Source organism: Cellulomonas sp. FA1 (assembly GCF_000986825.1).
Classification (GTDB): domain Bacteria; phylum Actinomycetota; class Actinomycetes; order Actinomycetales; family Cellulomonadaceae; genus Cellulomonas; species Cellulomonas iranensis.
On sequence record NZ_LBMY01000001.1, the window covers coordinates 1,343,072 to 1,358,400 of the forward strand.

Below are 15,329 nucleotides of genomic sequence, written 5' to 3' on the forward strand. Positions count from 1 at the left end.
CGTCAGGCGCCGACGAGGCGCTGCGCGAGGTAGGCCGTGACCTGGTCGAGCGCGACCCGCTGCTGCGACATGTCGTCGCGGTGGCGGATCGTCACGGCCTGGTCCTCGAGCGTGTCGAAGTCGACCGTGATGCAGAACGGCGTGCCGATCTCGTCCTGCCGGCGGTACCGGCGGCCGATCGCGCCGGCGTCGTCGAAGTCGACGTTCCAGCTGCGCCGCAGCTCGGCGGCGAGGTCGCGCGCCTTGGGGCTGAGCGCCTCGTTGCGCGACAGCGGCAGCACGGCGGCCTTGACCGGCGCGAGGCGCGGGTCGAGCTTGAGCACCGTGCGCTTGTCGACGCCGCCCTTGGTGTTGGGGGCCTCGTCCTCGTGGTACGACTCCACGAGGAACGCCATGAGCGAGCGGGTGAGGCCCGCGGCCGGCTCGATGACGTACGGCACGTAGCGCTCGTTCTTGGCCTGGTCGAAGAACGACAGGTCCTGGCCCGAGTGCTCGCTGTGCGTGCCGAGGTCGAAGTCGGTGCGGTTGGCGATGCCCTCGAGCTCGCCCCACTCGCTGCCGGTGAAGCCGAACCGGTACTCGATGTCGACCGTGCGCTTGGAGTAGTGCGAGAGCTTCTCGGCGGGGTGCTCGTAGTGGCGCAGGTTCTCGCGGTCGATGCCGAGGTCGACGTACCAGTCGGTGCGGGTGTCGATCCAGTACTGGTGCCACGTCTCGTCGGTGCCGGGCTCGACGAAGAACTCCATCTCCATCTGCTCGAACTCGCGCGTGCGGAAGATGAAGTTGCCGGGCGTGATCTCGTTGCGGAACGACTTGCCGATCTGGCCGATGCCGAACGGCGGGCGCATGCGCGCCGAGGTGTAGACGTTCTTGAAGTTCACGAAGATGCCCTGCGCGGTCTCGGGGCGCAGGTAGTACAGGCCCGACTCGTCCTCGATCGGGCCGAGGTACGTCTTGAGCATCATGTTGAAGTCGCGGGGCTCGGTCCACTGGCCGCGCGTGCCGCAGTTGGGGCAGGCGATGTCGCCGAGGCCGTGCTCCGGCGCGCGGCCCTTCTTGGCCTCGTACTCCTCGACCAGGTGGTCCTCGCGGAACCGCTTGTGGCACGAGAGGCACTCGGTCAGCGGGTCGGTGAACACGCCGACGTGGCCCGAGGCCACCCAGACCTGCCGCGGCAGGATGACGGACGAATCCAGGCCGACGACGTCCTCGCGGCTCTGGACCATCGCGCGCCACCACTGGCGCTTGATGTTCTCCTTGAGCTCGACGCCCAGCGGTCCGTAGTCCCACGCGGAGCGGGTGCCGCCGTAGATCTCGCCGCTGGGGAACACGAATCCCCGGCGCTTGGCGAGGGAGACGACGGCGTCGAGACGGGACGGTGCGGCAGCCACGGTGGTTCTTCTCCTGGGTCGAGGAAGCCCGCGGCTGGGTGCCGCGGGGGACAACCGGGACAGGCTATCGGTCGCGCGTGCGGGACCTCCGGACCGGACCGGTCCGCGCGGCGGCGGGGAGACTGTTTTGACAACGGTTCTCGCCAACCTGAGAATGGGTCTCATGTCGAGCAGCACCCGCCGCACCCCCCTCCGCTCCCGCACCGCGACCCTCGCGGCCGCGCTCGCCGTCCCCGTGCTCGCCCTCGGGGCGTGCTCGACCGCCGCGGGCGGCGACGACGGGACCCTCAGCGTCCTCGCGTCGTTCTACCCGTTGCAGATGGTCGCCGAGCAGGTCGGCGGCGACCGCGTCGACGTCGGCTCGCTGACGCCGCCCGGCGCCGAGCCGCACGACGTCGAGCTCTCGCCCGCGCAGGTCGCGTCCGTCGCCGCCGCGCAGCTCGTCGTCTACCAGTCGGGCTTCCAGGCCGCCGTCGACGCCGCCGTGTCCGAGGCCGGTCCCGCGCACGTCGTCGACGCCGCCGAGGTCGCCGACCTCGAGACGACCGCGCAGGAGGGCCACTCGCACGAGCTCGGCGAGGACGACGAGCACGCCGACGAGCACGCCGACGACGCCCACGACCACGGCGGGCTCGACCCGCACTTCTGGCTCGACCCCACGCGCATGCCGACCGTGGCCGACGCCGTCGCCGACGCGCTGAGCGAGATCGACCCCGACGGCGCCGACACCTACCGCGCCAACGCCGCCGCCCTCGGCACGCGCTTCGGCGAGCTCGACGACGCGTACGCCGCCGGGCTGGCCACGTGCGAGCGCCGCACGGTCGTCACGACGCACGAGGCGTTCGGGTACCTCGCGCAGCGCTACGACCTCGAGCAGGTCGGCATCGCGGGCGTCGACCCCGAGACCGAGCCCTCGCCCGCGCGGCTGCGCGAGGTCGGCGACCTCGTCCGCGCCGAGGGCGTCACGACGATCTTCTTCGAGACGCTCGCGTCCCCGAAGGTCGCGCAGACCCTGGCGTCCGACCTCGGGGTCGAGACCGCCGTCCTCGACCCGATCGAGGGGCTGACGGACGACGCGCAGGACTACTTCTCGATCGCGCAGGCGAACCTCGAGGCCCTGCGCGTGGCATTGTCCTGCTCGTGAACGCGATCGACGCCACCGACGTCCACGTGACGCTCGGCGGCCAGCCCATCGTCCGCGGCGTCGACCTCGCGGTGCCCCCCGGCCAGGTCGTCGCCCTGCTCGGCGCCAACGGCTCCGGCAAGTCCACGCTCGTGCGCGCGCTGCTCGGCGTCGTGCCGCTCGCGTCCGGCGACGTCCGGCTCCTGGGCGAGCCGCTCGGCCGCGGCGTGCCGTGGCAGCGCGTCGGGTACGTGCCGCAGCGCATGGCCGCCGCGGGCGGCGTCCCGACCACCGCGCTCGAGGTCGTCGTGTCCGGCCTGCTGCACGGCCGTCGGCTGCGCCCCCCGCGCGACCGGCGTGCCCGCGCGACCGCGGCGCTCGCCGCGCTGGGCGTGGAGGACCTCGTGGACCGGCGCGTGCAGGAGATGTCCGGCGGGCAGCAGCAGCGCGTGCTCATCGCGCGCGCCCTGGTCCGCGAGCCCGCCCTGCTGGTGCTCGACGAGCCGACCACGGGCATCGACCTGCCGACGCAGGACACGTTCGTCACGGCGCTGTCGCGGCTGCGCGACGCCGGCACCACCGTCGTCGTGATCCTCCACGAGATCGGGCCCTTCGCGCCGCTCATCGACCGCGCCGTCGTCCTGCGGCACGGCCGCGTCGTGCACGACGGCCCGCCGCCGCCCGCCCGCGGCGAGCACGGTCACGCCGAGCACGACCACCTGCACCCGCACGCCGACCCCGAGCCGCCCGCCGACGGCCCCGACCTCACGCTGGAGGTGACCCCGTGAGCGCGTGGGACCAGGTGCTGACGCTGCTCGGCTCGCCGCTCATGCAGCGCGCGCTGATCGCCGCGGTGCTCGTCGGCGCCGCCGCACCCGTCGTCGGCACGTTCCTCGTGCAGCGCCGCATGGCGCTCATGGGCGACGGGATCGGGCACGTCGCGCTGACGGGCGTCGCGCTCGGGTGGCTCGTGGGCAGCTGGGCGGCCGTCTCCCCCGCCGACGCCCTCGCGGTGCCCGGCGCGGTCGTGGCGGCCGTCGTCGGGTCCGTCGTGATCGAGCTCGTGCGCGAGCGCGGCCGCACGAGCGGCGACCTCGCGCTCGCGATCATGTTCTACGGCGGCATCGCCGGCGGCGTGCTCCTCATCAAGGTCGCCGGCGGCACCAACGCCAACCTCATGAGCTACCTGTTCGGCTCGATCTCGACCGTCTCGACCGGTGACCTGTGGTGGACCGTCGCCCTGGCGGTCCTCGTGCTGGGCGTGGGCGTCGGCCTGCGCTGGACGCTGTTCGCGGTGAGCCACGACGAGGAGTTCGCGCGCGCCAGCGGGCTGCCGGTGCGCCTGGTGTCGATGCTCGTCGCGACGCTCGCCGCGCTCACCGTGACCATCGCGATGCGCGTGGTCGGGCTGCTGCTGGTGAGCGCGCTCATGATCGTGCCCGTCGCCGTCGCGCAGCTCTACGCGCGCTCGTTCGGCCGCACCATGGCCGTGGCCAGCGGGATCGGCGTCGCCGTGAGCGTCGTGGGGCTCGTCGTCACGTACTGGAACGACGTGCCGCCGGGCGCGACGATCGTGGTGCTCGCGATCGTCCTCTACGCGCTCTCGGCGCTGCTGCACCCCGTCCTCGCACGCCGGCGCACCGCGCACGACCCGCACCCCGACATGTCCGACGACGTGCTCGTGCCGGCCGTCGACGCGGCGTGCGCACCGGACGCCGGGCACGAGGCCCCCACGGCGCCCCGACGGCCGTGAGGCCGCGCCCGCGCGCGACGTAGGATCGAACGGTGACGCCGGCACAGGTCCTGCAGGGGTACGGCCTCGACGGGATGCCCGTCGCGGTCGCGCTGCTGTGCCTGTTCGTCATCGTCCTGGCCCGTTCCCACCTCACCTACTGGGCGGGACGCGGCGTCGCGCGTGGTGCGCGCTACGAGGGCGAGCACCGCCACGGGCCCGCCTGGTGGCGGCGCACCGTCGACCGCACGGCACGCCTGACGTCGACGCCCGCGGCCCGCCGCGGGGTCGCGCTCGTGCACCGCTGGGGCCCGGTGGCGGTGACCGTGGCCTACGTGACCGTCGGTGTGCAGACGGCGGTCTTCGCGGCGGCCGGCCTCGTGCGCATGCCCTACCTGCGCTTCACGCTCGCGTCGCTGCCCGGCGCGGTCGCGTGGGCGGTGATCTGGGGGACCGTCGGGATCGGCGCGGTCTGGGGCGCCCTGAACCTGGCCACCGGGTCGCCGTGGGGAGTCGTCGTCCTGGGAGCAGTCCTCGCCGCGGTCGCCGCGGGCGTGATCACCGCGGCGCGTCGACGCACGACGGCCCCCGCCGAGGCCGCCGCCGTCGACGAGCCGGCGTCCTCCGGCTCACGCTGACGCCCGCCGCGCCCGCACCGCGTCAGTCGGCGTGCGCCGCCGACACGCAGAACTGGTTGCCGTGCGGGTCGGCCAGGACCGTCCAGGTGAACCCGTCGGCCAGCCCGTGGTCGCCGACGCGGGTGGCACCGGCCGCGACGAGGTCCGCGACCGCGGCGGCCGGGTCCGGTGCCGCGAGGTCGAGGTGCACGCGGTTCTTGCCCGGTGCGACGTCGGCCACGCGCTGGAACCCCAGCGCCGGGAGCCCCGCGGGCGGCGCGAGGACGACGAACCCGTCGTCCTCGTGCACCACGGCGGCACCGGTCCGGTCGCGCCACCAGGCCGCCAGCTCGCGCGGGTCGGTCGTGTCGAAGGTGACCATGTTCAGCGTCAGGCTCATGGGGCGACCGTAGCGACCGGCACCGACAACCGGGTCAGGAGGTCGCCGGGGCGTCCACCGCTCCCCCGTAGCGCCGGTCGCGGCGCGCGTACGTCTCGACCGCGCGCCACAGGTGCCGCCGGTCGACGTCGGGCCACGGCTCGTCGAGGAACACCATCTCGGCGTACGCCGACTGCCAGAGCATGAAGTTCGAGATGCGCTGCTCGCCCGACGACCGCAGGAACAGGTCGACGTCGGGCAGGTCCGGCTCGTCGAGGAACCGCTGCACGGTCTTCTCGGTCACCCGCTCCGGGTTGAGCCGGCCGGCCGCGACCTCGCGTGCGATCTGCCGTGCGGCGTCGGCGATCTCGGCACGGCCGCCGTAGTTGACGCACATCGTCAGCGTGCAGGTCGTGTTGTCGACGGTGAGGCGCTCGGCCTCCTCGAGCTCGGCGACCACCGAGCGCCACAGGCGCGGCCGCCGCCCCGCCCAGCGCACCCGCACGCCCCACGAGTGCATGAGGTCGCGCCGCCGGCGCAGCACGTCGCGGTTGAAGCCCATGAGGAACCGCACCTCCTCGGGCGAGCGCGACCAGTTCTCGGTCGAGAACGCGTACGCAGACACGTGCTGCACGCCGATCTCGATGGCCCCGGCCACGACCTCGAGGAGCGACGCCTCGCCCGCGCGGTGCCCCTCGACGCGCGGCAGCCCGCGCGCGTTGGCCCACCGCCCGTTGCCGTCCATGACCACGGCGACGTGCCGCGGCACGAACTGCCGCGGGATCTGCGGCGGACGGGCGCCGGACGGGTGCGGGTAGGGCGGCACGATCTCGCGGGGCACGGACACATCGTGCCAGGCCGCCCGGTGCGCCGGGCCGCCCGGCGGGGATCAGACCCGCTCGACCATCGGCAGCGACCGCAGCCGCCGCTCGAGGTGGAACTGGCAGAACACCGCGACGAGCCCGTTGCCCTCCGCGCGGTGCCGCTCGGCGCTCGCGTCGGCGACCTCCCAGTCGCCCGAGAGCAGCGCCGCGAGCAACGTGAACGTCTCGGGCGCCGGTGCCGCCGCACCCGGGGGGCGGCACGCGCCGCACACCGCGCCGCCGACCGCGGGCGCGAACGCGTGGTGCGGACCCGGCGCGCCGCAGCGCGCGCAGTCGGTGAAGCTCGGCGCCCAGCCCGCGACCGCGAGCGCCCGCAGCAGGTAGGAGTCCAGCACGAGCCCCGGCGCGTGCGCGCGCGTCGCGAGCGCGCGCACGGCGCCGACCAGCAGGCGGTACTGCTGCACCGACGGCTCACGCTCGGCCTCGACGAGGCGCTCGGCCGTCTCGAGCATCGCCGTGCCCACGGTGTACAGCGCGTAGTCCTCGCTGACGTGGCGGCCGTACGGGCCCAGCGTCTCGACCTGCGTCACGACGTCGAGGTTGCGGCCCGTGCTGAGCTGCACGTCCACGTGCATGAACGGCTCGAGCCGCGAGCCGAACCGCGACGTCGTGCGACGCACGCCCTTGCCGACGGCGCGCACCTTGCCGTGCTCGCGCGTCAGGAGGGTGACGATGCGGTCGGCCTCCCCCAGCTTGTGGGTGCGCAGCACGATCGCCTCGTCGCGGTAGAGGCTCACGCGGTCATTGTCCCCCGTGCCGCCGACACGGACCGAACGCGGCGCGCGGGTGGGTGCGCCGGGGCCGGGCCGTGGGTCGGGGTCGCCGACGACGGGTCGGCGGCACGGGGGACGCGGGGCACGACGGACGGGGTCGCCGCCGCCACGCCCCGCGGGTCCGGCCCCGCGCGCTCGTGCGCGCGCCGGGACGGACGATCGGGGGACGGCGCGTCAGCGCTCGTGCCGGTTGACCGCGGAGACGATCGCCTTGAGCGACGCCGTCGTGATGGACGGGTCGATGCCGACGCCCCACAGGATGTCGTCGCCGATCGCGCACTCGACGTACGCGGCGGCGGTCGCGTCACCGCCGGCGGACAGCGCGTGCTCGGCGTAGTCGAGCACGGCCACGTCCGCGCCCACCTGGGCGAGCGCGGCGACGAACGCGGCGACCGGGCCGTTGCCGGTGCCGGTCAGGGTGCGCTCGACGCCGCGGTCCACGAGGTCGACCTCGAGCGTGTCCTGGCCGCCCTCGGTGCTGGTGACACGCGTGCCGCGCAGCGAGAACCGGCCCCACGGCGCGAGCGGACCGCCCGGCGTCACCGGCAGGTACTCGTCGTTGAAGATCGACCACAGGTCGTCGGCCGTGACCTCGGTGCCGTGCTGGTCGGTGTGCTGCTGCACGACCTGCGAGAACTCGATCTGCAGCCGGCGCGGCAGGTCGAGGTCCTTCTCGGACTTCAGCAGGTACGAGATGCCGCCCTTCCCGGACTGCGAGTTCACGCGGATGATCGCCTCGTACGACCGGCCGACGTCCTTGGGGTCGATCGGCAGGTACGGCACGGCCCACTCGGCGTCGGCGACGGGGACGCCCTGCGCGGCCGCGCGTACCTCCATCGCGTCCAGGCCCTTCTTGATCGCGTCCTGGTGCGAGCCCGAGAACGCCGTGAACACCAGGTCGCCGCCGTACGGGTGCCGCTCGTGCACCGGCATCTGGTTGCAGCGCTCCACGGTCCGCCGGATGCGGTCGATGTCGGAGAAGTCGAGCTGCGGGTCGATGCCCTGGCTGAACAGGTTCATGCCCAGCGTGACCAGGTCGACGTTGCCCGTGCGCTCGCCGTTGCCGAACAGGCAGCCCTCGATGCGGTCCGCACCGGCCAGGTACCCCAGCTCGGCCGCCGCGACCGCGGTGCCGCGGTCGTTGTGCGGGTGCAGCGACAGCACGACCGACTCGCGGTGGTGCAGGTGACGGCTCATCCACTCGATCGAGTCGGCGTAGACGTTGGGCGTCGCCATCTCGACCGTCGCGGGCAGGTTGATGATGACCGGGCGCTCGGGCGTCGGCTCCAGGACGTCGAGCACGGCGTTGCACACGCGGACGGCGTACTCGAGCTCGGTGCCCGTGTACGACTCGGGGCTGTACTCGTAGAACACCTCGGTGTCGGGGATCAGCTCCTCGTACTTGCGGCAGAACCGCGCGCCCGAGACGGCGATGTCGGCGATGCCGTCCTCGTCGGAGCGGAACACGACCTCGCGCTGCAGCGTCGACGTCGAGTTGTACAGGTGCACGATCGCCTGCTTGGCACCCGCGAGCGACTCGTACGTCCGCTCGATGAGGTGCTCGCGCGCCTGCGTCAGCACCTGGATGACGACGTCGTCGGGGATGCGCTGCTCCTCGATGAGCATGCGCACGAAGTCGTAGTCGGTCTGCGACGCCGACGGGAAGCCGACCTCGATCTCCTTGAACCCCATCGCGACCAGCAGCTCGAACATCTCGAGCTTGCGCGCCGGGCTCATCGGCTCGATCAGCGCCTGGTTGCCGTCGCGCAGGTCGACCGCGCACCACCGCGGCGCCTGCGTCATGCGCTTGTCGGGCCACGTGCGGTCCGGCAGCTCGACGCGGATCTGCTCGTGGAACGGGCGGTAGCGGTGCACCGGCATGCCGGACGGCTGCTGCGGGTTGCGCTGCGCGGCCGGGGCGGGCGTCACGGGGGTCTGGCTGCTCATCGGGGGTCCTTCGTCACGGTGCGGACGGTGTCGTCAGCCGGGCACGCCAGCACTCCGCGACGAGGAGCCGGCCTAGAGGGCCTCGTCGCGGCGACGAAGGAGCAGCGAGCGTGTACGCACGCGCCGACCATACCCCCGTGGGTGCCCACGGCCGCAACCCGTGGCCACGGGTCGGACGCGCCGACCGCGCGCACCGCCGCGGCGCTCACCCCAGGACGAGCGCCTCCGCACCCGTGAGCGCGACGAGCCGGCCGCCCACCGCGACGACCTGCTCGACGTCGGCGGGCAGCGCGACGTCCCAGGCCAGGACGCCGTCGTGCAGCCCCCGGGCCACCAGGTCGGTCGCGTCGCGGCCCGGCACGGCGACGATCGCGTGCAGGCCGTCGGTCACCGGGTCGGACAGCACCTCGCGCGGCTCGCGACGCTCCCACAGCTCGCGGCCGTCGCCGCCGTCGACGACCAGGACGGTCGCGTCGCGGGCGAGCACCACGACGCCGTCCACCGCCGCGACCGGCTCCGCGGGCGTCGTCAGCCGCCACCGCGGGGCACCGTCCTGCGCCGCGACGGCCTCGACCTGGTTGCCGGTGTCGACCAGCAGCCACCCGTCGAGCGACCCGTCCGTGACGACGCGCACCGGGAGCGCCGGCACCTCGCCGCGCACCGTGCCGTCCGCGGCGCGCAGCTCGGCCCCGACCGTCCAGACCCACAGGACGTACCCGCCGTCGGGCAGCCCGCGCGCGAGCATCTGCCGCCCGCGCCCGCCCGACCTGATGACGTCGCCGCTGCGCGCGTCGAGCACGGTGGGCGCGATGCCGGCCATCGTGACGACCCGCCGGTCGGCGACGAGCCGCGGCGGGACGCGCACCCCGGTGGGGTCCACGAGCGACTCCGGCGACGTCCACGACCAGCGCACCTCGCCGCTGGTGCCGGCCCGGCGCTCGACCGTCACCCGGCGGTCGGGCCGCGCCACCGCCACCACGAGGTCGTCGTCGACGCGCGTCACGCCGAGCGTCGGCCCCGCGGCCTCCCACTCCCCCAGCACCGCGCCGTCGGCCGGGTCGACCGCGACGACGCGCGTCGGCGGCGCGTACGGCGTCGTCACCTCGGCGCCGCCGTACAGCACGTCCGGCTCGGCCCACGCGCACAGCAGCACGTCCTGCTGCGCGTCGCCCGCCGCGCACGTGACCACGAGGCTCTCGAACCCGGCGCCGGGCTGCTCGACCAGCGGGAGCTCCCACCGCACGTCGCCGGTGGCCGGGTCGTGCGCGCGGGCGGTCCACGTGCCGTCGGCGACCGACAGCAGGACCAGCGCACCGCCCGCCGCGACGGCCGGCGCCGGGCCCTCGGCCGGTGCACGCCACCGCACGGCGGGGGCCTGCTCGACGGGCCGGACCATGCCCGGGACGCGCGCGATCCGGTCGGCGCGCTCGCGCGCGAACGCGTCGGCCTGCACCGTCGCGACGCCCGCCGACGACACCGCGAGGACCGCGACCCCGACGACCCACGGCCACCACCGGCGCCACGACGGGCCGCCGGCTCCCGCGGTCGAGCCGTCGTCGGGCCCGTCGTCACCCGGCCCGGGGTCTCCGTGGCGCGCGGACGTGCCCGACGCCGGACGGTCGTCGTCCTCGTCGACAAGCTCGACCGGTCGCATCCGCGCGCCCGGGCGCGTGCCGCCCATGCGCCGACCCTAGGCCACGGCCGTCACCGCCGGGAGGGGTTCCGGCCGACGACCCCCGGACGGCCCTCGTGCCGCGTGCTACGCGGGGTCCCCGGCCCCCCGGGCGGGCACCTGCACGACGCGCAACGACCGGTCGCCGAACGCGACGACGACGCCCTCGCGCAGGCGCACGGGATGGTCGACGCGGCACACGACCTGCCCGCCGTCGGGCAGCGTCACCACCGTCCCGTTGGTCGAGCCCCGGTCGACGACCCACGCCCCCGTCGCGTCGACCTCGAGCTGCAGGTGCGTCTTGGACACCGACCGTCCGGGGTCGACCACGCGCACGACCTGCACGGCGGGCGCGGGCGTGGGGTTGCGGCCGACGAGGGCCACGCGTTCGACGGTGAGGACCCGACCGTCGTCGAGCGTGACCCGCAGCCCGGACGCCGCCGCACGCGGCTCCGGCAGGACGTCCGTCCGCGGCGGCGCGGGGCGCGTCAGCTCGAGCTCGGGCGCGAGCCCGAAGGTCAGCGCGGGGTCCTCGGCGCGCACCACGGGGATCGCCCGGGTGTCGAGGTCGGGCGCCGAGCGCTGCTGGTGCAGCGGCGCGAGCACGAGGCCGTCGGTCGGCGGCCCGGCACGGTGCGCACCGACGACGGGCGTCGCGCCGGTGAAGGGCGGCGGCACGGCGGCCGCCGCGGGCGGCCGGAACGGCGCGTCGTCCACCGCCGGGCCGCTGGGGGCGGGGCCGCGGGTGCCGCGGGTCGCTGCGGGCCGCGCACCGGCACGGCGTGGGCGCCGCGCCCGGGGCGCGACCCGGCCGGCACGGCGACCGTCGCGACGCGCAGCACCTCGGCGCCCGCCGCACGGTCGTGCCAGCCGCGGCACCGGCCGGTGCGGTCGAACAGCGGCGACAGGAGCACGACGAGCTGCCCCACGCCGCACGCGAGCACGCCCGCCGCGACCACGAGCCCGCGGAGCAGCACGCGCCACGGGCCGAGCGGGCGGCGGCTGTGCGCGTCGACCGTGCGCACGCCCAGCAGCCGGCGACCGAGCGTCCAGCCGTGGCGGCCGTGCAGGAGCCACTGCGTCACCGTGACCGCGAGCGCCAGGACCGAGCCGAGCGCCAGCAGCGGCACGGGCAGCGCGGGCAGCGTCGTCGGGTCGTCGCGCAGCGCGAGGACGACGCGCAGCGACGCCACGACCACCAGCCCGCCGCCCAGCACGAGGACCAGCACCTGGTCGACCAGCGCCGCGACGAACCGCCGGCCCAGACCGGCGGGCCGGTCGTCGACGGCGAGGGCGGGTGCAGGTGCGGGGGTCATCGTCCACCTCGGCGGGGTCGGCCGGCGCGGCGGGGGCCGCGTCCGGGCACAGCGGTCGTGCGGGTCGCCCGGTCACGGTCGGCCCGTGCGGCGGCCGCGACGGCCCGGCGGGCGCGCAGCGACGCGAGCGACCCGTGCGCCCGCACGCGGCGACGCCACGGCAGCGTGCCCCGCAGGGCGCCCACCGTCGCGTCCACGTCCGCCCAGTACGCGTCGACCTCGGAACGGTCCGGCGTACCCGCGGCGAACACCGCACGGTCGGCGCGGCGTGCGAGCGCCTCCACGCGTGCCGCCACGGCGGGGTGGCCACCGACGATCGTCGTCGCCCACGCGCGGGCGGTCTCGCGACGGGTCGCGGCACCCGGCGGCGCACCGCCCATGTCGCGGGCCGTGTCGACGACCTCGTCCCACCCGCCCGCGACCCGACGCACCGGGTCGGCCGCGCGCCGTCGCCGGCGGCGGCGACGCGCCTTGAGCGCGACGACGACGAGCAGCGGGGACAGCAGCACCAGCACGCCGCCGAGGCCGACGCCCGCCCACGCGGCGATGCGCAGCCACCGGGCGAGGGCCGAGTCGTCCGCGGCCGGGTCCTCCGCCTGCGGCTGCTCGGTGTCGTCCTCGGGCGGCGTCACGCGGTCCGGCGGCAGCACGGGCGGCTGCACGACCTGCGGCTGCGGGTCGGTGTCCGTCTCCTCCTGCTCCTGGTCCGGCGTGCGCGACTGCGGGGGCGTCACGTCGAACGGCACCCAGCCGTGGCCCGCGAACGCGACCTCGACCCACGCCTGCACGTCGCGCCCGCGGATCTCGACAGCACCGTCGTCGTCGGTCGGCACCGCGACGTCGCCGTCGCCCTCCTCGTCGTCGCCCGAACCGGGCACGAACCCCAGCACGACGCGGGCCGGCAGACCCATCTCGCGGATCATGAGCGCGGCCGCCGACGCGTACTGCTCGCCGTCGCCGACCATCGTCTGGCCCGCCAGCAGGTCCGCGAGCCGCTTGGCGCCGTGCCCCGACAACGACGGGTGGTCGCCCGCGTCGGTGAGGCCGTGGCTGAAGAAGCCCTCGTCCGCCAGGTAGCTCGAGATGGCGCGCGCCACCTGCACCGGGGTCCCGGCGTCACGCGCGACGTCGGCGGCGGCGACCGCGACCGCCTGCGGGACGCCCTGCGACGCGGGCTGGACGACCGACGCGGCCCCCGCCCCGCCGATCGTGTCGTCGTCGGGGACGTCGGGCACGACCACGTCGAGCCGGTACGTCATGCCCTCGCGCACGCCGGACGTGACGACCGCGGCGCCGGTGGCGTCGTTGTACCGCAGGTCGTCCGTCGCGGGGCCGAGGTCCACCGAGGTCGCGAGGCCGACCGTCGGGAGCCACACGCCCTGCAGGTCGCCGACCGTGACCTCGACGCGGGCCCGCTCGCCGCGCGCGGCGACGTCGAGCCGGTCGCCGACGCGCCGGAACTCCCCCGACGCCTGCGCCGACCCGTCGCCCGCGACGTTGAAGACCACGCCGTCGTAGCGGTCGAACGTCGCGAGCCGCACGCGCGCGCCGTCGGGCAGGCCGTCGAGCGTCATGAGCACGGTGTCGTCGAGCTTGACGAGGCGACGGAACGACGCGAGCGGGCTCGGGTAGTCGCGCGGGTCGAACGGGGGCACGATCTCGTCGCGCACGACGACGCGCGGCTGGTCGGCCACGACGAGCGGACCGCCGAGCAGACCACCGGCCGCGGCGACCGCCGCGAGCGCACCGGTCGCGACGACGCGGCGCGGGCGCCAGCGCCCCGTCCGCCACGCCGCCCACGTGAGCACCAGCGCGACGAGGGCCGTGCCGGCCGCCGCCGGCGGCACCGGCGGCGTGCGCGTGCCGAGCACGATCGACCCGACGAGCACGAGCAGCGGGACGACACCCGCGAGCGCGGCGACGGCCGGGCGCCGCACGCGCAGCGACAGCGCGAGCGCCCCCGCCGTCCCCACGAGCGCCAGCAGGAACGCCGCGACGAGCAGCGTGCCGCCCGTGCCGACCGGCGGCTGGAGCGTCAGCACCTGCTTCCAGGTCGAGGCGGCGCCGCGCGCGAGCGCGAGGAACGTCGCGGGGGTCGGCAGCACGCCGCCGACCGTCGTCGTCGGGGCCGCGAGCGCGCCGCCCGCGAGCGCGTACGCGCCCACCAGCAGGGCGACGACCACGAGCGCCGACCAGCGGCGCGCCGCCGCCACCAGCGTGACGGCGGTGCCCAGCACGACCCCGCCGACGAGCGCCGGCAGCACCGCGGACACGCCGTACACGGGCACGAGCGGCGTCAGTGCGAGACCCGTCGCCGCGACGAGCGCGACGACGTCACGGACCGCGTCGACCGGCTCGCGCACGCCGACGCGCCGACCCGCGCTCATCCGACCACCCGCCGCAGCGCGCGGGGCAGGTCGGCGAGCGCGCCGACCGTGGCGAGGGTCAACGACCCCTGCGTGCGGACCGCGACGTCCTCGCCCAGCGCGCACCGCAGCACGACGGCACGCGTCCCGGCGGGCAGCGCCCGCGCGCCGAGGCGCAGGTCCGTGTCGCTCGGCGCGCCGCCGGTGACGAGGAACGCCACCGAGGCGTCCGGCGTCTCGCGCACCACGCGCCGCCCGAGCAGGACGACGCCCGCGCCCGCGCTCGACGACGCGAGCCGCGAGCAGTCGTCGAGCAGCAGCGGCGGCGTCGCGGTGCGCAGCCGGCCGGGGCCCGCGAGCACCTCGACGTCGCGCTCGTCACGGATCGCCTGCACCGCGACCGACGCGGCCACGGACACCGCGAGCTCGAGCTCGTCGGGGTCCCGGTAGTCGCCGGTCGCGTTGGCGAGCGCGACGACCGTGAGCGTGCGGCGCGTGTCCTCGAACTGCTTGACCATGAGCTTGCCGCGGCGTGCCGTGGTGCGCCAGTGGATGTAGCGCCGGTCGTCGCCCGCGACGTAGTCGCGCAGCGCGTGGAAGTTCAGGTCGGAGTCGGACAGGTCGCGCGTCGACTGGCCCTCGAGGTCGCGCAGCAGGCCCGCGTTCGCGCCGCCGAGCGCGACGACCTCGGGGTGCACGAACAGCTCGGACGGCTCGGTCCACCGCAGGCGGCGCTGCACGAGGCCCAGCGGGTCGCCGCGGCGCGACACGACGGGCCCCACGACGATGACCGCGCGCCGCTCCGTCGGCACCGCGAACAGGTCGTCGTGCACGGCGTCGGGCGCGAGGCCCGGGACCGACAGCTCGACGAGGCGGTCGCCGACGGGCAGGTCGACCTGCGAGGGCAGCGCGCGGCGACGGGCCGCGTTGCGCACCTCGACGCGCCCGACGGCGCGCTGGCCGATCCGCACGCGGTGGTCCGCGAGGTCGAGCACCACGCGGTACCGCGTGCGGCCGACCGTCATGAGGAGCCCGACGACGACGACCGCGAGGCCGGCGACCCCGAGCGACGCGAGCTCGCCCCACCCGAGCAGGCGCCCCGCCGCCAGGGCGAGGAGCGCCACGACGA

The 15,329-nt window shown here is 75.8% G+C and carries 14 protein-coding genes; 4 read left to right on the plus strand and 10 right to left on the minus strand.

The annotated features are described in order from the left end of the window. Window positions 1–2 precede the first annotated feature (2 nt). Entirely contained in the window at window positions 3–1,391 is a 1,389-nt protein-coding gene (locus GY42_RS06030) for a glycine--tRNA ligase (protein WP_046528646.1), read from the minus strand. A 163-nt stretch (window positions 1,392–1,554) separates the two neighbouring features. On the opposite strand from GY42_RS06030, the gene GY42_RS06035 reads away from it, so the two are divergent. Genes GY42_RS06035 through GY42_RS06050 form a run of 4 tightly spaced genes read left to right on the plus strand, consistent with a single transcriptional unit; the run spans window position 1,555 to window position 4,884 of the window. Then, complete coding sequence (locus tag GY42_RS06035; RefSeq protein WP_046530613.1) at window positions 1,555–2,535, plus strand: metal ABC transporter substrate-binding protein; 981 nt, start codon at window positions 1,555–1,557, stop codon at window positions 2,533–2,535. Next, on the plus strand, window positions 2,532–3,302 hold the full coding sequence (locus GY42_RS06040) for a metal ABC transporter ATP-binding protein (protein WP_052748231.1): 771 nt from the start codon (window positions 2,532–2,534) through the stop codon (window positions 3,300–3,302). The genes GY42_RS06035 and GY42_RS06040 overlap by 4 nt, the downstream gene beginning before the upstream one ends. A 41-nt stretch (window positions 3,303–3,343) precedes the next feature. Next, window positions 3,344–4,267 carry a metal ABC transporter permease gene (locus GY42_RS06045; protein ID WP_163275799.1) on the plus strand — a complete coding sequence of 308 codons (924 nt, stop codon included), beginning with the start codon at window positions 3,344–3,346 and terminating at the stop codon, window positions 4,265–4,267. A gap of 32 nt (window positions 4,268–4,299) precedes the next feature. Continuing rightward, window positions 4,300–4,884: a DedA family protein gene (locus tag GY42_RS06050; RefSeq protein ID WP_236686724.1), complete on the plus strand. Its 585-nt coding sequence runs from the start codon at window positions 4,300–4,302 to the stop codon at window positions 4,882–4,884. A gap of 22 nt (window positions 4,885–4,906) precedes the next feature. Here GY42_RS06050 and GY42_RS06055 read toward each other — a convergent pair whose 3' ends face one another. The 9 genes from GY42_RS06055 to GY42_RS06095 form a co-directional block, all read right to left on the minus strand. Then, complete coding sequence (locus GY42_RS06055) at window positions 4,907–5,263, minus strand: VOC family protein (RefSeq protein WP_046528648.1); 357 nt, start codon at window positions 5,261–5,263, stop codon at window positions 4,907–4,909. Window positions 5,264–5,297: 34 nt separating this feature from the next. Further along, window positions 5,298–6,083 carry an isoprenyl transferase gene (locus GY42_RS06060; protein ID WP_046528649.1) on the minus strand — a complete coding sequence of 262 codons (786 nt, stop codon included), beginning with the start codon at window positions 6,081–6,083 and terminating at the stop codon, window positions 5,298–5,300. 48 nt (window positions 6,084–6,131) lie between these two features. Next, window positions 6,132–6,863, minus strand: coding sequence for a DNA repair protein RecO (recO, locus tag GY42_RS06065; protein ID WP_046528650.1), 732 nt, complete (start codon window positions 6,861–6,863; stop codon window positions 6,132–6,134). Window positions 6,864–7,073: 210 nt separating this feature from the next. Further along, complete coding sequence (leuA, locus tag GY42_RS06070; protein ID WP_046528651.1) at window positions 7,074–8,846, minus strand: 2-isopropylmalate synthase; 1,773 nt, start codon at window positions 8,844–8,846, stop codon at window positions 7,074–7,076. Window positions 8,847–9,051: 205 nt separating this feature from the next. Further along, entirely contained in the window at window positions 9,052–10,527 is a 1,476-nt protein-coding gene (locus tag GY42_RS06075; RefSeq protein ID WP_046528652.1) for an outer membrane protein assembly factor BamB family protein, read from the minus strand. Window positions 10,528–10,605: 78 nt separating this feature from the next. Beyond that, complete coding sequence (locus GY42_RS18950) at window positions 10,606–11,124, minus strand: FHA domain-containing protein (RefSeq protein WP_052748232.1); 519 nt, start codon at window positions 11,122–11,124, stop codon at window positions 10,606–10,608. After that, window positions 11,037–11,834, minus strand: coding sequence for an RDD family protein (locus GY42_RS06085; protein WP_046528653.1), 798 nt, complete (start codon window positions 11,832–11,834; stop codon window positions 11,037–11,039). The genes GY42_RS18950 and GY42_RS06085 overlap by 88 nt, the downstream gene beginning before the upstream one ends. Beyond that, window positions 11,831–14,221, minus strand: coding sequence for a transglutaminase family protein (locus GY42_RS06090; RefSeq protein ID WP_082131373.1), 2,391 nt, complete (start codon window positions 14,219–14,221; stop codon window positions 11,831–11,833). Before GY42_RS06090 ends, GY42_RS06085 begins: the two co-directional genes overlap by 4 nt. After that, window positions 14,218–15,324: a DUF58 domain-containing protein gene (locus GY42_RS06095; protein ID WP_236686725.1), complete on the minus strand. Its 1,107-nt coding sequence runs from the start codon at window positions 15,322–15,324 to the stop codon at window positions 14,218–14,220. Before GY42_RS06095 ends, GY42_RS06090 begins: the two co-directional genes overlap by 4 nt. Between the last annotated feature and the right edge of the window lie 5 nt (window positions 15,325–15,329).